Source organism: Diaphorobacter sp. HDW4A, assembly GCF_011305995.1.
Taxonomy (GTDB): Bacteria; Pseudomonadota; Gammaproteobacteria; order Burkholderiales; family Burkholderiaceae_C; genus Diaphorobacter_A.
Map to the genome: position 1 here is coordinate 307,885 of NZ_CP049910.1, position 17,705 is coordinate 325,589.

Consider the following 17,705-nt stretch of genomic DNA (forward strand, 5'->3'; position numbering starts at 1 on the left):
AAGGGCAGCCTCTTGGCTGCCCTTGTTGCTTGAAGCGCGGGTGACTTTGGGCTATCAGCCCAGCGCCTTCACCACGGCGTCGCCCATCTCGCGGGTGCTGACTCGGGTTGTGCCTTCGCTGAAAATGTCTGGCGTGCGCAGACCTTGCTCGAGTACCTTCTTCACGGCGGTTTCGATGCGATTGGCGGCTTCTTCCTGGTTCAGCGAGAAGCGCAGCATCATTGCGGCGGACAGAATGGTGGCGAGCGGGTTGGCAACGCCCTTGCCGGCGATGTCGGGTGCGCTGCCGTGGCTTGGCTCATACAGGCCTTGCTTCTTGTCGTTCAGGCTGGCCGAAGGCAGCATGCCGATGGAGCCGGTCAGCATTGAGGCTTCGTCGGACAGGATGTCGCCGAACATGTTGCCGGTGACGATCACGTCGAACGATTTGGGTGCCTTCACCAGTTGCATGGCGGCGTTGTCGACGTACATGTGCTGCAGTTCGACGTCCGGATAGTCCTTGTGCACTTCGGTGACCACATCCTTCCAGAACTGGAAAGTTTCGAGCACATTGGCCTTGTCGACGCTGGTGACCTTCTTGTTACGCTTGCGGGCGGCTTCGAAGGCGACGCGGGCGATGCGTTCGATTTCGGGGCGCGAGTAGCGCATGGTGTCGAAGGCTTCTTCGGCGCCGGGGAAGTGGCCATCAACGGCCGTGCGCTTGCCGCGCGGCTGGCCGAAGTAGATGTCGCCGGTCAGCTCGCGGATGATCAGGATGTCCAGACCTGCGACCAGTTCGGGCTTAAGGCTCGACGCGTTCACCAATTGCTCGTAGCAGATCGCGGGACGGAAGTTGGCAAACAGGCCGAGCGCCTTGCGCAGGCCCAGAATGGCTTGCTCGGGACGCAGCGGACGGTCGAGCTTGTCGTACTTCCAGTCGCCTACGGCGCCGAACAGGATGGCGTCGGCTTCCTTGGCGAGCTTGAGAGTGGATTCAGGCAGTGGGTGGCCATGCGCGTCGAACGCCGCACCGCCGACCAATGCCGATTCCATCTCCAGATTCAGGTCGAGTGCGTCCAGCACCTTAACGGCTTCCGCGACGATTTCGGTACCGATGCCGTCTCCGGGCAAAACTGCGATTTTCATGATGAATGGTTCAAGTTGGTTGTTCTGTTTTCTACCCTCTGCCGACAGCGCAGGAGGGTAAGAGAAATCACGCCGAAGCGGGCATCGTGTGCGCAAGCCATGGTTTGGAAGCCAGGCGCGCCGCTTCGTAGCTTTTGATCTTGTCGGTGTGGCGCAGCGTCAGTCCGATGTCGTCGAAGCCGTTGAGCAGGCAGTATTTGCGAAACGGAATCACGTCAAACGGAATCACGTCAAACGGAATCTCGTCGCCCTGACTGCGCACGATGACCTGGCGATCCAGATCGATGGTGAGTTCATAGCCGGGGAAGGCCTGCACTTCGTTGAACAACTGGTCGATCACGGACTCGGGCAGCACGATGGGCAGCAGGCCGTTCTTGAAGCAATTGTTGAAGAAAATGTCGGCAAAGCTGGGCGCGAGGATGGCGCGAAAGCCGTATTGGTCGAGCGCCCACGGGGCGTGCTCGCGGCTTGAGCCGCAGCCGAAGTTGCGGCGTGCGATGAGAATCGATGCGCCGTTGTAGCGGGGCGCATTGAGTACGAAGTCGGGATTCGGCTTGCGGCTGGCCGGATCCTGACCGGGCTCGCCGTGGTCGAGGTAGCGCCACTCGTCGAACAGGTTCACGCCGAAGCCGGTCTTCTTGATCGACTTGAGAAACTGCTTGGGGATGATGGCGTCGGTGTCGACGTTCTCGCGGTCCATGGGAGCCACGAGGCCTTTGTGCACGGTGAATTTTTGCATCTGAACGGTCCTGAAATTCTGGCGGCACGCCAACCCGGCGTGCCGCTTGGCTTGGCCTTATTTGTCGGCTGCGCGCTCGAGCGCGCCGCCGGCGCGCTGAACGTCCTGTCCCACGCCCTTGACGGTGTTGCAACCGGCGAGGACGAAAGTGCTGATCAGGGCGATGGCGATGGCGAACTTGGTCATGTGAAATTTCTCCAAAAAATGGGTTGAGACTTCATATCATCACGCAAATTTGCGCACATCGACAAAATGTCCGTGGATCGCTGCTGCTGCGGCCATTGCCGGGCTCACCAGGTGGGTGCGGCCACCCGCGCCTTGGCGGCCTTCGAAGTTGCGATTGCTTGTGGAGGCGCAGCGCTCACCGGGCTCGAGGCGGTCGGCGTTCATCGCGAGGCACATCGAGCAACCAGGCTCGCGCCACTCGAACCCGGCGGCCTTGAAGATCTGGTCCAGACCTTCGCGCTCAGCTTGTTCCTTCACGAGGCCGGAGCCGGGCACCACCATCGCGAGCTTGATGTTCTTTGCCACTTTTTGGCCGAGCTTCTTGACCACGGCAGCGGCTTCGCGCATGTCCTCTATGCGGCTGTTGGTGCAGGAGCCGATGAACACCTTGTCCACGAACACATCGTTCAGTGGCTTGCCGGGTTCGAGGTTCATGTAGGTCAGCGCGCGCTCGATGGCACTGCGCTTGCTCGGGTCTTTTTCCTTGTCCGGATCGGGCACGCTGGCGTCCACGCCGAGCACCATCTCGGGCGACGTGCCCCAGGTCACCTGCGGCACGATGACCTTGGCGTCGAGTTCGACAACGTGGTCGAACTTGGCATCTGCGTCGGTGTGCAGCGTCTTCCAGTACGCCACGGCCTGATCCCATTCCACGCCGGTGGGCGAGAGCGGCAGACCCTTCACGTAGGCAATCGTCTTGTCGTCCACGGCCACCATGCCGGCGCGCGCACCGGCTTCGATCGCCATGTTGCAGACTGTCATGCGGCCTTCCATGGACAGGTCACGGATCGCTTCGCCCGCGAATTCGATGGTGTAGCCGGTGCCGCCCGCCGTGCCGATTTTGCCGATGATGGCGAGCACGATGTCCTTGCCGGTCACGCCAGGAGCCGTGTGGCCGTTGACCTTCACCAGCATGTTCTTCGCCTTCTTGGCGAGCAAGGTCTGCGTAGCCATTACGTGCTCGACTTCGGATGTGCCGATGCCGTGAGCCAGCGCGCCGAATGCGCCGTGCGTGGAGGTGTGGCTGTCGCCGCAGACCACAGTCATTCCGGGCAGGGTGGCGCCGTTTTCGGGGCCGATCACATGCACGATGCCTTGACGCTTGGACATGAACGGGAAGAACGCCGCAGCGCCGACCGATGCGATGTTCTTGTCGAGCGTAGTGATCTGTTCCTTGCTGATCGGATCGGTGATGCCGTCGTAGCCCTGATCCCAGTTGGTGGTGGGCGTGTTGTGGTCGGCGGTGGCGACGATGGAACTCACACGCCAGACTTTACGGCCGGCCTCACGCAGGCCTTCGAACGCCTGCGGGCTGGTCACTTCGTGCACCAGATGGCGGTCGATGTAGAGAACCGCGGTGCCGTCTTCTTCGGTGTGAACCACATGTTCATCGAAGACTTTGTCGTAGAGAGTGCGTCCCATGATGTGCTCTTTTCTTTCGTAGGGTTCTGAAGGTGGGGATTCGAATATTCTTGTGCGGGAGCCAGCGAGCTCGTGCTTTTGCTCAGGCGGCTAGCGGCTGGTGTTCAGCCGCCAGTGGCCGCGTCAGATGCTCTACCAATAGTCGCGCTGTGACTGGCAATGCGTTGAAATCGCGGGCGACGACACGCAGTTGGCGCTCTGCCCAGGGCTCGTTGAGCGCGATCGCTGCAAGATGGCCCATGCCATGCATCAGCGCGAAAGCGCGGTCGGGAATCAGCCCGATGCCGAGGCCGTTGTCGATCATGCGGCACATGGCGTCGAGGCTGGTGACCTGCATGCGCTGGCGCAGCGGCTTGGCGGTCTGGCCTGCGGCCTGGCGCATCGCGAGGCTGATGCTGCTGCCCGCCTGCAGGCCGACGATATCCCATTCCATGGCTTCGGCAAAGGTGATGGATTCGCGCTTGGCGAGCACATGCGACTGCGGCATGACGACGACCAGCCGGTCATTGCGGTAGGCGCGGCTTTGCAGGCCTTCTGGATCGTCGGACGAGCCTGTGTGGCACACCCCCAGATCGGTTGCGCCGTCGCGCACCGCGTTCATCACTTCCTGGCTCAGGTGTTCCTGCAGGTCGATCTTGACCTGTGTGTGCTCGCTCGCGAAGGCGCCCAGATCCTCGGGGAGAAACTGCACGATGGCCGAAATGTTGGCGTGCATGCGCACATGGCCGCGCACGCCGTCCGCGTATTCCGAGAGCTCGCCCTGCATGCGCTCGAGGCCAAACAGCACGGTGCGTGCATGGTGCAGCAGGCTTTCACCCGCAGGCGTGAGCGTGACGCCGCGGCTATGGCGATACAGCAGGGCTGTGTCGACGGTGGTCTCCAGATCGGACAAGCGCTTGCTCACAGCCGATGCAGCAATGAACTCACGCTCCGCCGCACGGCCGATACTGCCCAGCTCGCAGACTGCGACAAACAGCTGCAGAGAGGTCAGGTCGATGCGGCGCGCAAAACTGCGCTCGGAGCTTTTCATTGCGGGTGTAGTAATCGTGAAAACAGAATGCAACTGCCATTTTATGGCGATATTCTGAGTCTGACATCGCGATTTGCGATGTATTACTGCCCAAAAGGTGATGGGCGCCCACTGATTTGGCGATGGCTACAAACCGAGCGCATCCGCCAGCGCATGCATGCGAGTAGTGACGTCTGCCTCCATTGTGATGGTCGACCCCCATTCACGCGTGGTCTCGCCGGGCCATTTGTGGGTGGCGTCCAGTCCCATCTTGCTGCCGAGCCCTGCAACTGGTGAGGCGAAGTCGAGGTAGTCGATGGGGGTGCGCTCGATCATCATGGTGTCGCGCGCCGGGTCCATGCGGGTGGTGATCGCCCAGATGACTTCCTTCCAGTCGCGCACGTCGATGTCGTCGTCCACCACCACGATGAACTTGGTGTAGAGAAACTGCCGCAGATGGCTCCAGATGCCCATCATCACGCGGCGGGCGTGGCCCGCATAGGCCTTGCGGATGCTGACCACGGCCATGCGGTAGCTGCAGCCTTCGGGTGGCAGGTGGAAATCGACGATCTCGGGAAACGCGCGCTGCAGCAGCGGCACAAAGAGTTCGTTGAGCACCTGACCGAGCACGGCCGGTTCGTCGGGTGGCTTGCCGGTATAGGTGCTGTGGTAGATCGCCTGCTCGCGGCGGGTAATGCGCTCGATGGTGAATACGGGAAACTCCGCGCACTCGTTGTAGTAACCGGTATGGTCGCCGTAGGGTCCCTCCATGGCGTGCTGCCAACCGCTTGGGTGCGCGGGATCGGGGTGGATATGGCCTTCCAGAATGATCTCAGCGGTGGCGGGCACGTCGAGCAGAACTGTCTGTGCGGCAACCACTTCGGTGCGGGAGCCGCGCAGCAGGCCCGCGAACTGGTATTCGGACAGGCTGTCGGGCACGGGCGTGACCGCGCCGAGCAGCGTGGCCGGATCAGCGCCGATGGCCACCGCCACCGGGTAGGGCGTGCCGGGGCTTTGCCTGCAGTGGTCCGCGAAGTCGAGCGCGCCGCCGCGATGCGAGAGCCAGCGCATGATGAGCTGGTTTCTCGACAGCAGTTGCTGGCGGTAGATGCCTAGATTCTGGCGTGCCTTGCGCGGGCCGCGTGTGATCGTCAGCCCCCAGGTGACGAGCGGGGCGACGTCGCCGGGCCAGCAGTGCTGGATCGGCAGCTGCGTGAGATCGACGTCCGGGCCTTCGATGACGATCTGCTGGCACGGGGCGCGGCCCACGCGCGCGGGCGTCATGTTCCAGAGGCTCTTGAGCAGGCTGCGCTGTTGCCACAGTTCTCTGGCACCGCGCGGCGGCTCGGGTTCCTTGAGCGATGCGAGGGTCTCGCCGAGCTGGCGCACGCCTTGCAGATCGCTCACGCCCAATGCGCGCATCACGCGCTGCGGCGTGCCGAACAGGTTGCCGAGCATCGGCATGCTGTGGCCCTGAGGGCGCTCGAACAGCAGGGCCGGGCCACCCGCACGCAGCACGCGCTCGGAAAGCGCCGTCATTTCCAGGTAGGGCGAGACGCTTTGGTCGATGCGCCGGAGTTCGTTGTCCGTCTCCAGCTGGTTCAGAAAATCTCTCAGATCGCGGTAGCTCATGGTGCGGGAGTGTCGGCGTCGCAAAGGGCGAGCCCCGGCCACGCGGTGGCGAGGGCGTGCTCCAAGCCGAGCAGGTCCAGCACGCGCGCCACGCTGTGCCGAACGATGTCGTCGATGGATTGAGGGTGTTGGTAGAACGCGGGAACGGGCGGGCAGATGATGCCGCCCATCTCCGTCACCATCGTCATGTTGCGCAGATGCACGAGGTGCAGCGGCGTCTCGCGCGCCATCAGGATCAGGCGGCGGCGTTCCTTGAGCATCACGTCGGCGGTGCGCGTCAGCAGGTTGTCGGCCAGGCCGTGCGCGATGGCGGCGAGCGAGCGCATCGAGCAGGGCGCGATCACCATTCCGTGCGCAGCGAACGAGCCGCTTGCGATGCTCGCGCCGATGTTGTCGTTGTCATGCATCACATCGGCAAGGCTCTGCACGTACGCGGGCGTCAGATCGAGCTCGTGGCGCAGCGTGCGCCAACCTGCGTTTGACACCACCAGATGGGCTTGCACATTGGGAATGTCGGCGAGCGCCTGCAGCAGGCGAACGCCATAGACCGCGCCGCTGGCGCCAGAAATGCCGATCACGATTCGTTGTGGCATGGGCGGCTCAGGCTTTGGCTTCGGTGCGGACCAGTGGCTGCGCGCGCAGGTCCGCCTCGATATGCGCGAGCACCTGCTGCGCCTGCTCGGGTTTGAAGTCCTGATGCGCGCGTTTCTTCACGCCTTGCTCGTGCAATTGGTAGTGGCGAGCGGCCTGAATGCCATGCTGTGCGAGGCAGTTGGCGGTGCAGTTGAGCGGGCAGCCGTCGAGCGCGATGATGGGCCGCCCCGATTGGGCGAGTCGCACGAGCTTGGGCACATGACCGCCGACGCCCGCGATGCAGGACATCTCTGCCGTGCCGCGTCTGTCGAGCTGCAATGCAACATGGTTAGCGAGCTGCGCTGCGCTGGAGCAGCCGGAGCAGGAATAGACCAGCGGCAGCATCGTGTTGGATGGTGTTGCATCAGTCTGCATCGCGCTTCCCCGCAGTCCAGCGCGAAAGCATGGCACGCGGCGTCCAGTGCATAGGGTCGAGCAACGGCAGCTCCAGCGCATCGAGCGCATTCTTCACGACGAGGCCCAGTTCGGTGTCACCCTGCATGACGAGCCTGCGGCTGAAGAACAGCGTGTCGGGGTCCTGCTTGCGCTGCGCGAGCTGCACGAAGTCCCATGCCGATGCGCTCACGATCAGATTAGGTTCTTGTTTCGGCGCGCTCGCAACGAAGCGTTCGCCGTCGCAGATGAAGTCGAAGGCGACGCGCGCATCGGTCACGCGGATCGAAAGGTGTCGGCCCTTGAGCAGCGCTTTCACGTCGCTCGGCAATTGTTTTGCCAGCATGAAGTTGATGGCCGTGACCAGCAGTAGCGAGCCGGGAAAGGCAGGCAGGCGCGAGAGCAGCGAGCCCAGTGGTGCGGGTACGGCGATGGGGGGCGTGGTGGCGGAGATGGCGGTGATGTTCATGTCGCGGCGATTCAAAATTACGGAGCGGGCACCTGCAGGTCCATGCCCGGTCTGGCGTGCCAGTAGCCGTTGCAGGCGCTGTCGTGCATGGCGGTGGTGAGCAGCTCGCTTGCGGCTCTGGATTCGTGCACGTCGTTGCGCGCCATGTCGAAGGCCTCGATGACCTGCTCCATGTTGCGCGACTGTGGGCTCAGGCGCAGCACCTCGACGCCCAGCGTGCTGAGTTCGGGCACCTCGGCAATCAGGTTGTGGATGCGTGCCGACTGCGTCTGCGTGCCGTTGAGCACAAGAAAATGCTGCGACTCGCGCGTGCTCAGCAGTTGGCCGTCCGGGTGCTCCAGGCAGGCAAAACCGCAGTCGTCCTTGGGCCGGTTGTAGTGCCTTGCGGTGAAGCAGCGCGCGGAAAACGCGAGCGGCATGCGGCCGTAGGCGAACACCTCGGTCTGCAGCGGCGCGGCGGTGCGCGCGAGCATGGCGACGAGTTCATCGCCGGGCATCTCCAGCGGCATGACCCAGCGGAACGCGCCGAGCTGGGCCATCCAGTTGAGGGAATCTGCGTTGTAGAGATTGAGGTGGGGGCCGGCGACGAACGGCTGCGCGTTTGCGAGTGCATTCACGGCCCCCATGTCGTTGGCTTCGACCAGAAAATCGCCGTTGGCGACGAGCTTGTGCATCTGGCCGACCTCGGCCGTGGATTCGAGCAGCACCTGTGTGCTGAACACCACCTCCTTGCCCTTGTCGCGCAGCAGGTAGCCGATGTCGAGCCAGTCCTTGAGCCGCAGCTCATGCCGCCTGGAGCACACGGTCTCGCCAAGGTAGACGATGTCCACTGAGGTTCTTGCCATGGATTGATAGAACGCGAACACGTCTTCGCGGGACCAGTAGTAGAGCAGGGGGCCGAGTGAGAGCTGCATGGTGCATCGTCCTTCGTGCGTGGCTGATGAGTGGCTGCGTTGGTTGGAGCGAGGCTCACTTCCAGGGGCGGTGATAGGCGCCCAGCGTGTGCTGCTGGCCTTCGGCGAGCTGGTCGAGTACTGTCATCCAGATCGCCTTGGGCGAGTAGCGGTGGCCTTGATCGACGCAGTGGTCGATGGCATCGCGCCATACCTGAGTGACCTGTTCGACATAGGCGGGGCTGCGCTGGCGGCCCTCAATCTTGAAGGCGCGCACGCCCAGCTTCACGAGCTGCGGCAGCAGCTCCAGCGTGTTGAGGCTGGTGGGCTCTTCGAGCGCGTAATAGTTGCTCTCGTCGCCCACATTGAAGCGGCCCTTGCAGAGCGTGGGATAGCCCGCTTTCTCGCCGGGATCGTAGCGGTCGATCAGCACGCCGTTGAGGCGCGACTCCATGCCGCTTGGCGTGTCCCGCCAGCGCACAAACTTGGCGGGCGAGCACACGCCGTGGGTGTTCGGCGACTCGCCTGTGGCATAGGACGAGAGCGCGCAGCGGCCTTCGACCATCACGCACAGGCTGCCGAAGGCGAACACCTCGATCTCCACCGAGGTGCGCTCGATCACCTGCTTGACCTGCTCCATCGACAGCACGCGCGGCAGCACGGCGCGCTGGATGTTGAATTGCTTTTGGTAGAAGTTGATGGCGGCATGGTTGGTCGCCGAGCCCTGCACCGAGAGATGCAGCCGCAGGTCAGGGTGGCGGTTGCAGGCATAACGCATGAGGCCTGGATCGGCGAGGATGACCGCATCCACCCCCCACAGCGCGGCGCGGTCGAGTGCGGCATGCCATGGCTCGGGCGCGCTGGCGCGCGGGTAGGTGTTGAGCGCGAGCAGCACCTTGCAGCCGCGTGCGTGGGCGTAGGCGATGCCCTTGAGAATGGCCGGCTCGTCGAAATTGAGACCCGCGAAATTGCGCGCGTTCGTGGCGTCGCGCAACCCGAGGTAGACGCAGTTCGCGCCCGCGTCCACGGCGGCCCTCAGAGCTGGAAGACTGCCGGCCGGACAGACAAGCTCGGGAGCCGGGCGATGGGCTCCGATCAGCGCGTCGTTGGCCGAAATGGGAATGCCGTGATGGGGCGTTGCTTCTGTATGTGGGGTAGACACCGTGGGGACCTCACTATGTAGGAGGTGCACACATTAGGCGTCGCCGTAAAACCACAATCTGATTTTTATCATTACTTCAGCATGAACTGCGGACCCTTGCCGGATATGTGGCGTCACTGCGGCAAGGGCTTGCCCGACATCAACGTGCCACGACCCTGCGGTAGAAGATGGTCGTCAGCGCGATGAAGTAGATCAGGCCCAGCCACGGCGCTGCGCCAAAGCCCTCGCCCACCAGCGCGAGTGGTGCATTCTGGCCGCTGAAGCCGATCACGGCGGCAATCGCCAATCCCATCAGACTCTCGCCCACGATGAGCCCCGATGCGAGCAGCAGACCGCGCTCTTCGGCTGAGGCGATCCATGCCGAGCCCTTGCGTTCGCCAACCTTCTTGAGCGCCTTTTGGATGCCGAAGCCGAGCAACGCGCCGATGGTCAGCGTCACGCCGATGGTGGGCGGCAGGTAGATGCCGAGACCAACGGCCAGCGGCGGCAGCGCGCCCCGGCCTGACTTGCGCAGCAGCCAGTCGAGCGCGATGACGACGAGGCCGAGCACCACACCGGTGCCGAGCATCGACCAGTCCAGCGAGCCGCTGAAGATGCCGGTCGAGATCTGCTTCATCAGATTGGCCTGCGGGGCTTCGAGCGCGAGCTTGGGGTCCATGTCCGCGCGTGGCAGAGCGCCTGCGAAACCATAGGCGTTGTAGAGCAGGTCGAGCACCGGCGGAATGACCAGCGCGCCGACGAGGCAGCCGATGATCAGCACCATCTGCTGACGCCACGGCGTCGCGCCGACGATGTAGCCGGTTTTCAGATCCTGCAGGTTGTCGTTGGAAATCGCGGCCATCGCGAGAATCACCGACACCATGAACAGCACGAGCACCACGCCCAGGTTGCCGCTGAGGCTCTCGTGAAACGACGGGATCAGCATGCTCAGGGCCAGCAGCGTGAGCCCCATCAACACCGTGGCGATGATGCCGATCCCCGAGATGGGGCTGGCCGAGGAGCCGACGAGCCCGGCCATGTAGCCGCAGGCGGCGGCCACGAGAAAGCCGAAGATCGCGGCGAACACCACGCAGAGCGCGGCAAGGCCATAGCGCGATCCGGCCGACAGAGCAGTCATGTGCGCGCCGATGAAGTAGTTGACTACGAGGAACAGCACGGCGAGGGCGGCAAGGCCGATCATCAGCATCCAGCTGCGCGGCATGTCGACATCGGTCTCGTCACGTTGGCCTGAGCTTGCCGTTTGCGTGCGAGCCGGTTGGGCGCGGATGGCCGCGATGATGGGACCCGCGAGCGTGATCAGCGCCCAGAGCGCGGCGATGGCGATCACGCCTGCGCCGACGAACTTGGCTTTCTGCGACCACACCTGACCGGCCAATGCAACGATGGTCTGCCCATCGGCGGGCGTGATGCCCGCCGTGAGCCACGGCACGATCACAAACCAGCAGAGCACCACGCCGAGCAGCACGGCCATGCCGGCCGCCATTCCCATCAGATAGCCCGCAGCGAGCAGCGCCGGGGAGAATCCCGCCGCTACACGGAACACGGTGGAGCCCGCAGGAATCCAGAAATTCACCGCATCGCCAAGCAGTCGGAAGCCGCCGCTGAACAGCCCGAACACCGCCGCCATGCCCGTGCCCCAGCCCAGCTCGCGCATCGCGCCCGAGCGCTGGGCGGCGTCAGCTGTCTCTGAGTGCCGCTGTGCGTCACCCACGCGCAGCACCTCGGCGGCCGCGACGCCTTCCGGGTAGGGCAGTGCGGACTGCACCACCATCACGCGCCGCAGCGGAATCGTGTAGAGCACGCCCAGCGTGCCACCCGCAGCGCAGATCAGCGCGGTCTGCCAGAACGGAAAGCCGCTCCACAAGCCCATCATCACGAGCCCGGGAATCACGAAGATCACGGCCGAAAGCGTGCCTGCGGCCGAGGCCTGCGTCTGCACGAGGTTGTTTTCAAGGATGTTGGAATCCTTGAACTTGTAGAGCAGGGCCATGGAGATGACCGCCGCCGGAATCGCCGAGGCGAAGGTCAGTCCGACCTTGAGGCCCAGATAGACATTGGCGGCCGTGAAGGCGAGCGTGATGAGCGCGCCGAGCAGCACGCCGCGCAAAGTGAATTCGCGCATGGGCACGGAAGATTGCATGATTTTTCCTGTTTTTATTCTCAAGAACCGGGAACTGCGGAAACCATACGGCAAGCCAGCGCGTGCGGGTGTCAGACAGCACCCTCATGAAAAAGGGCCATGCTCTGCATCAACAGAGCATGGCCCTCGGTACTGAGAATGGAGTCTAGATCAGCTGAACAGGTTCTTCAGCTTGTCGGTCCACGTTTCGGTGGATGGCGAATGCTTGCTGCCGCCCTTTTTCAGCGACTCATCGAAGTCCTTGAGCAGCTTGCGCTGGAACTCGGTGAGCTTGACCGGTGTTTCCACGATGATGTGGCAGTACAGGTCGCCGGGGTAGCTGGCGCGTACGCCCTTGACGCCCTTGCCGCGCAGGCGGAACTGCTTGCCGGCCTGAGTGCCTTCGGGGATGTCGATGGCGGCCTTGCCAGCCAGCGTCGGCACTTCGATTTCACCGCCGAGCGCTGCGGTCGCGAAGCTCACGGGCACCTCGCAGTGCAGATCGTCACCGTCGCGCTCGAAGATCTCGTGTTTCTTCACGCGGATCTCGATGTACAGGTCGCCCGGAGGGCCGCCGTTCGAGCCGGGCTCGCCGTTGCCGGTCGAGCGGATACGCATGCCGTCGTCGATGCCGGCGGGGATCTTCACTTCCAGCGTCTTCTGTGACTTGATCTTGCCCTGGCCGTGGCACGAGGTGCAGGGCTCGGGAATGATCTTGCCGGTGCCGCGACAGTGCGGGCACGCTTGCTGGACAGCGAAGAAACCTTGGCGCATCTGCACCACGCCAGAACCCTGGCAGGTGCCGCAGGTCTTGGGCTGGGTGCCGGGCTTGGCGCCGTTGCCGTGGCAGGTTTCGCACTCGTCCCACGAGGGGATGCGGATCTGCGCATCCTTGCCGTTGGCGGCTTCTTCGAGCGTGATCTCCATCGCGTACGACAGGTCGTTACCGCGATAGACCTGACGGCCGCCGCGACCACTGCGCGCACCACCAGCGCCGCCGCCGAACATGTCGCCGAAGATGTCGCCGAACGCTTCGGCAAAGCCGCCAAAGCCTTCTGCGCCGGGGCCTCCGCGCATGTTCGGGTCCACGCCGGCGTGGCCGTACTGGTCGTAAGCGGCACGTTTTTCGGAGACGCAGAGAATCTCGTAAGCCTCTTTGACTTCCTTGAACTTCTCTTCGGCTGCCTTGGCGGCATCCCCCTGATTGCGGTCAGGGTGGTATTTCATCGCGAGCTTGCGATACGCCTTTTTGATTTCGTCGTCCGAGGCGTTCTTGGGAACACCGAGGACCTCGTAGTAATCTCGTTTGGACATTTCGTCAGCAGGTAGTTGGAACACAAACGCCGCGCTGGCTCCTTGGGGGAACCGAGCGCGGCGGCTTGGTGGTCAGCGCGCTCTCGCGGCTTAACCCTTCTTGACTTCCTTGACCTCGGCGTCGACTACGTCGTCGTCCGCGGCCGCAGCACCGGCGGATGCACCACCAGCAGCGCCTGCTGCACCCGCAGCGCCAGCGGCACCGGCTGCAGCCGCTTGATCGGCGTACATCTTCTCGCCGAGCTTCTGGCTGGCTTCCATCAGGGCCGTGGTCTTGGCGTCGATCTCGGCCTTGTCTTCACCCTTGAGGGCTTCTTCCAAGGCCTTCACGGCGGCTTCGATGGTTTCCTTCTCGCCAGCGTCCAGCTTGTCGCCGTGCTCGGACAGGCTCTTGGTCACGGTGTGCACTGCGGCTTCACCCTGATTGCGGGCCTGGACCAGTTCCAGCTTCTTCTTGTCGTCGGCTGCGTTCAGCTCGGCATCCTTCACCATCTTCTGGATTTCCTCTTCGGAGATGCCCGAGTTGGCCTTGATGGTGATCTTGTTTTCCTTGCCGGTGGCCTTGTCCTTGGCACCCACATGCAGAATGCCGTTGGCGTCGATGTCGAAGCTCACCTCGATCTGTGGCGTGCCACGCGATGCCGGAGGAATGCCTTCCAGATTGAACTCGCCCAGTGCCTTGTTGGCGCTGGCGATTTCACGCTCGCCCTGGAACACCTTGATCGTCACGGCCGGCTGGTTGTCTTCAGCGGTCGAGAAGGTCTGCGCGAACTTGGTCGGGATGGTCGTGTTCTTGGCGATCATCTTGGTCATCACGCCGCCCAGGGTTTCGATGCCCAGCGACAGAGGCGTCACGTCCAGCAGCAGCACGTCCTTGCGGTCGCCCGACAGCACTTGGCCCTGAATGGCGGCGCCCACGGCCACGGCTTCATCGGGGTTCACGTCCTTGCGTGGTTCCTTGCCGAAGAATTCCTTGACCTTGTCCTGCACCTTGGGCATGCGCGACATGCCGCCGACCAGAATCACGTCGTTGATGTCCGACACGCTGATGCCAGCGTCCTTGATCGCGGTGCGGCAAGGAGCGATGGTGCGCTCGATCAGGTCGTCGACCAGGCTTTCCAGCTTGGCGCGGGTCAGCTTGATGTTCAGGTGCTTCGGACCGGATGCGTCTGCCGTGATGTAGGGCAGGTTGATGTCGGTCTGAGCGGAGTTCGACAGCTCGATCTTCGCCTTTTCAGCAGCTTCCTTCAGGCGTTGCAGCGCGAGCACGTCCTTGGACAGGTCCACGCCCTGATCCTTCTTGAACTCGTCGATGATGTAGCCAATGATGCGCTGGTCGAAGTCCTCACCGCCGAGGAACGTGTCGCCGTTGGTCGACAGCACTTCGAACTGCTTTTCGCCGTCCACGTCCGCGATTTCGATGATCGACACGTCGAACGTGCCGCCACCCAGGTCATACACGGCGATCTTGCGGTCGGCCTTGTCGTGCTTGTCGAGGCCAAAGGCCAGAGCAGCAGCCGTAGGCTCGTTGATGATGCGCTTGACTTCGAGGCCAGCGATGCGGCCCGCATCCTTGGTGGCCTGACGCTGTGCGTCGTTGAAGTAGGCAGGCACCGTGATCACGGCTTCGGTGACGGGCTCGCCGAGGAAGTCTTCGGCGGTCTTCTTCATCTTGCGCAGCACTTCGGCGCTGATCTGAGGAGGAGCCAGCTTCTGGTCACGCACCTGCACCCATGCGTCGCCGTTGTCGGCCTTGATGATCTTGAAGGGCATCAGGTCGATGTCCTTCTGCACTTCCTTCTCGTCGAACTTGCGGCCGATCAGGCGCTTGGCGGCGAAGATGGTGTTCTTGGGATTGGTCACGGCCTGACGCTTGGCCGATGCGCCGACGAGGATCTCGCCGTCTTCCTGATAGGCAACGATGGAAGGCGTCGTGCGGGCGCCTTCGCTGTTCTCGATCACGCGAGTGGTGTTGCCTTCCATGATGGCAACGCAGCTGTTCGTGGTGCCGAGGTCAATGCCGATGATTCTTCCCATGTTGATTTCTCCGTATTTTGAAAAGTTGGTGTGTTTGGCTTGGATGACCAGTTACTTGTGGATAAGTTGAAAACCTTCAAGTCACTGGGTGCAAATATTTTTGCGATGCTCCAGGTTTGATAGCAATTGCTTACTTGGGTGCGGCGACCGTCACAAGGGCGGGGCGCAGCACGCGATCAGCGATCAGATAGCCCTTTTGCAGCACGCTCACCACGGTGTTGGCTTCCTGATCGGCAGGCACCATGCTGATGCCTTGATGCTGGTGTGGATCGAACTTGGTTCCGGCGGCCGGGTTGATCGCGACCACCTTATTGCGCTCCAGCGCCGAAGTGAGCTGGCGCAGCGTGGCGTCGGAGCCTTCGCGCAGTTGCTCTACTGTGGCGTTCTGGATTGCCAGAGCGGCATCCAGGCTGTCCGCCACGGGTAGCAGGCTTTCGGCAAAGCTCTCGATGCCGAACTTGCGGGCCTTGGAAACCTCTTCGTCGGCCCGGCGGCGCATATTTTCGGCGTCCGCCTTGGCGCGCAGATATTGGTCGGCCAGATCGGCGCTCTTGGCCTTGAGCTCGGCCAGTTCCGCCTTGAGCGTGCTCAGCTCGTCTTCCGCCTGAGCCGCCTGCGCCGCTTCGATCTCCTCGGGAGGCATGGTCGGATCGACAGGTTCAGTGGAGGGGTTGTACTTTTGTTCGGACATGTCGTTGTATTGTGAAATGAATGACAGTCCCCGGGAGTTGGGGGCGAACCCCGTATTTTCAATGGGGTTGATGGCCTGAAGGAAAGAGGGGTCCCTGATAACCCGGTTTCAAGGTGGGGCTGGACAGGAATCCAATTCGATACTAGAATGCTGAGTTCCCTTGCCACACCGCTTTGACTAGACGCGGCGGGTGGTTGCAACAAAGCAATCCATAAGGAGTTTGCATGCGTCACTACGAAATCATTCTGTTGATCCACCCGGATCAAAGCGAGCAGGTTCCCGCAATGCTCGAGCGCTACAAGAGCATGATCACCCAAGGCGGTGGTCAAGTTCATCGCGTGGAAGACTGGGGCCGCCGTCAACTGGCATACCTGATCAACAAGCTGGCTAAGGCGCACTACCTGTGCCTGAACATCGAAGCCGATCAGGCTGTGATGGCTGAACTGGAACACGCGTTCAAGTTCAACGACGCCGTTCTGCGTCACCTGACTGTTCAAAAGAAGAAGGCCGACACTGGCGCTTCTTCGATGATGAAGACTGTGGAACGCGAAGAAGCACGCAAGGCCAGCCAGGCCGAAGCCGCTGTTTCCAACGAGCGTTAATCAACCACAACGTTCATCCGACAGCCAGGAGGAGTGAAAAACCAGATTGTCTTGACGGCCTGCATCGCAGAGGTTCAATCCCTGCGCTACACGCCCGCCGGATTGCCCGCCCTTGACCTGCGACTCGAGCATGAGTCACAACAAAAGGAAGCCGGAGTCCAGCGTGATGTCAAGACAGCCATCAAGGCGGTGGCGTTCGGTGCGCTCGCAGAGCGACTCGCACGCCAAGCGTTGGGAAGTAGCTGGGAATTCAGCGGCTTTCTCGCTTCACCGCGCAATGGCAAAGGTGTGGTTTTTCACATCCAGGATATTCAACAGAATTAATTTTCAAGAGGCTCACAAATGGCCACGTTCAAGAAATTCAACAAGGACAAGCGTCCTAAGCGCAACACCCAGTCGCTGCTGTTCAAGCGCAAGCGCTTCTGCCGCTTCACAGTTGCTCACGTCGAAGAAATCGACTACAAGGATGTCGACACCCTGCGTGACTTCATCGCTGAAAACGGCAAGATCATTCCTGCACGTCTGACCGGCACCCGTGCCATTTATCAGCGTCAGCTCAACACAGCCATCAAGCGCGCTCGCTTCCTGGCCATGTTGCCTTACACCGACCAGCACAAGATCTAAGGAGCACGACTATGCAAATCATTCTGCTCGAAAAGGTTGTGAACCTGGGTAGCCTCGGCGAAATCGTCAAGGTCAAGGACGGCTACGCTCGCAACTTCCTGATCCCTACGGGTCAGGCACGCCGCGCTACTGCTGCGAACAAGGCTGAGTTCGAAGCCAAGCGCGTCGAACTGGAAAAGGCTGCTGCTGAGAAGCTGGCTACCGCTCAAGCTGCTGGCGAAAAGCTGGCTGGTCAAAACGTGAAGCTGACACAGAAGTCCGGCGTTGACGGTCGTCTGTTCGGTTCCGTGACCAACCACGACATCGCTGAAGAACTGGGCCGCATGGGCTTTGCAGTTTCCAAGGCGCAAGTGCGTATGCCTAACGGTCCTATCAAGACCGTGAGCGACAGCACCGTGAGCGTTGCACTGCACACCGATGTGGTTGTGGAAGTCAATGTGTCCGTCTACGGCGAACACGCTTAATTCGATTCTTTGAATTGAGTTTGAAGGCCGCCCCTTGGGGCGGCTTTTGTTTTTCTGGTTTTGGTTTGTTTGTACGAAGCCTTTGGCTTCGGTGGCTGGTCGTTTTGGGGTGCCAATACAGCCCCTCATGCGTGGTTGCGAAGCCTTGCCGT

19 protein-coding genes are annotated in these 17,705 nt (G+C 62.2%); 4 read left to right on the top strand and 15 right to left on the bottom strand.

Annotated elements, in window-relative coordinates; all coding sequences use genetic code 11:
* Positions 1-54: 54 nt before the first annotated feature.
* From leuB to grpE, 15 genes are all read right to left on the bottom strand, one after another.
* Positions 55-1,125 carry a 3-isopropylmalate dehydrogenase gene (gene leuB / locus G7047_RS01375; protein ID WP_166300014.1) on the bottom strand — a complete coding sequence of 357 codons (1,071 nt, stop codon included), beginning with the start codon at positions 1,123-1,125 and terminating at the stop codon, positions 55-57.
* 67 nt (positions 1,126-1,192) lie between these two features.
* The gene (gene leuD / locus G7047_RS01380; RefSeq protein WP_166300016.1) at positions 1,193-1,864 is read right to left on the bottom strand and encodes a 3-isopropylmalate dehydratase small subunit; all 672 of its coding nucleotides are present in this window, start codon (positions 1,862-1,864) and stop codon (positions 1,193-1,195) included.
* Positions 1,865-1,921: 57 nt separating this feature from the next.
* Positions 1,922-2,050: an entericidin A/B family lipoprotein gene (locus G7047_RS01385; protein WP_166300018.1), complete on the bottom strand. Its 129-nt coding sequence runs from the start codon at positions 2,048-2,050 to the stop codon at positions 1,922-1,924.
* A gap of 39 nt (positions 2,051-2,089) precedes the next feature.
* Entirely contained in the window at positions 2,090-3,511 is a 1,422-nt protein-coding gene (leuC, locus tag G7047_RS01390; RefSeq protein ID WP_166300020.1) for a 3-isopropylmalate dehydratase large subunit, read from the bottom strand.
* A gap of 82 nt (positions 3,512-3,593) precedes the next feature.
* Positions 3,594-4,541 (bottom strand): LysR family transcriptional regulator, encoded by a 948-nt coding sequence (locus tag G7047_RS01395; RefSeq protein WP_166300022.1) that lies wholly within the window; start codon positions 4,539-4,541, stop codon positions 3,594-3,596.
* A gap of 126 nt (positions 4,542-4,667) precedes the next feature.
* Positions 4,668-6,152: a 4-hydroxy-3-polyprenylbenzoate decarboxylase gene (gene ubiD / locus G7047_RS01400; RefSeq protein WP_166300024.1), complete on the bottom strand. Its 1,485-nt coding sequence runs from the start codon at positions 6,150-6,152 to the stop codon at positions 4,668-4,670.
* A complete protein-coding gene (locus G7047_RS01405) occupies positions 6,149-6,745 on the bottom strand; it encodes a UbiX family flavin prenyltransferase (RefSeq protein WP_166300026.1) in 597 nt (198 codons plus the stop codon). The genes ubiD and G7047_RS01405 overlap by 4 nt, the downstream gene beginning before the upstream one ends.
* A gap of 7 nt (positions 6,746-6,752) precedes the next feature.
* On the bottom strand, positions 6,753-7,160 hold the full coding sequence (locus G7047_RS01410; protein ID WP_166300028.1) for a putative zinc-binding protein: 408 nt from the start codon (positions 7,158-7,160) through the stop codon (positions 6,753-6,755).
* Entirely contained in the window at positions 7,150-7,647 is a 498-nt protein-coding gene (locus G7047_RS01415) for an SCP2 domain-containing protein (protein WP_240939336.1), read from the bottom strand. Before G7047_RS01415 ends, G7047_RS01410 begins: the two co-directional genes overlap by 11 nt.
* 17 nt (positions 7,648-7,664) lie before the next feature.
* Entirely contained in the window at positions 7,665-8,561 is an 897-nt protein-coding gene (locus G7047_RS01420) for a U32 family peptidase (RefSeq protein ID WP_166300030.1), read from the bottom strand.
* Between the two features lie 55 nt (positions 8,562-8,616).
* Positions 8,617-9,657 (bottom strand): peptidase U32 family protein, encoded by a 1,041-nt coding sequence (locus G7047_RS01425; protein WP_205904807.1) that lies wholly within the window; start codon positions 9,655-9,657, stop codon positions 8,617-8,619.
* A gap of 184 nt (positions 9,658-9,841) precedes the next feature.
* Entirely contained in the window at positions 9,842-11,842 is a 2,001-nt protein-coding gene (locus G7047_RS01430) for an OPT family oligopeptide transporter (protein ID WP_166300032.1), read from the bottom strand.
* A gap of 150 nt (positions 11,843-11,992) precedes the next feature.
* Positions 11,993-13,135 carry a molecular chaperone DnaJ gene (gene dnaJ, locus G7047_RS01435; RefSeq protein ID WP_166300034.1) on the bottom strand — a complete coding sequence of 381 codons (1,143 nt, stop codon included), beginning with the start codon at positions 13,133-13,135 and terminating at the stop codon, positions 11,993-11,995.
* Positions 13,136-13,225: 90 nt separating this feature from the next.
* Positions 13,226-15,172, bottom strand: coding sequence for a molecular chaperone DnaK (dnaK, locus tag G7047_RS01440; protein ID WP_166300036.1), 1,947 nt, complete (start codon positions 15,170-15,172; stop codon positions 13,226-13,228).
* 130 nt (positions 15,173-15,302) lie between these two features.
* Positions 15,303-15,863, bottom strand: coding sequence for a nucleotide exchange factor GrpE (gene grpE, locus G7047_RS01445; RefSeq protein ID WP_166300038.1), 561 nt, complete (start codon positions 15,861-15,863; stop codon positions 15,303-15,305).
* 224 nt (positions 15,864-16,087) lie between these two features.
* Here grpE and rpsF point away from each other — a divergent pair, with 224 nt between their 5' ends.
* From rpsF to rplI, 4 genes are read left to right on the top strand one after another with little or no spacing between them, the layout of a single operon-like run.
* On the top strand, positions 16,088-16,465 hold the full coding sequence (gene rpsF / locus G7047_RS01450) for a 30S ribosomal protein S6 (RefSeq protein ID WP_166069386.1): 378 nt from the start codon (positions 16,088-16,090) through the stop codon (positions 16,463-16,465).
* A gap of 33 nt (positions 16,466-16,498) precedes the next feature.
* Positions 16,499-16,789 (top strand): primosomal replication protein N, encoded by a 291-nt coding sequence (gene priB, locus G7047_RS01455; RefSeq protein WP_166300040.1) that lies wholly within the window; start codon positions 16,499-16,501, stop codon positions 16,787-16,789.
* 18 nt (positions 16,790-16,807) lie between these two features.
* Positions 16,808-17,089 (top strand): 30S ribosomal protein S18, encoded by a 282-nt coding sequence (rpsR, locus tag G7047_RS01460; RefSeq protein ID WP_166300042.1) that lies wholly within the window; start codon positions 16,808-16,810, stop codon positions 17,087-17,089.
* Between the two features lie 11 nt (positions 17,090-17,100).
* Complete coding sequence (gene rplI / locus G7047_RS01465; RefSeq protein ID WP_166300044.1) at positions 17,101-17,553, top strand: 50S ribosomal protein L9; 453 nt, start codon at positions 17,101-17,103, stop codon at positions 17,551-17,553.
* Positions 17,554-17,705: the final 152 nt, after the last annotated feature.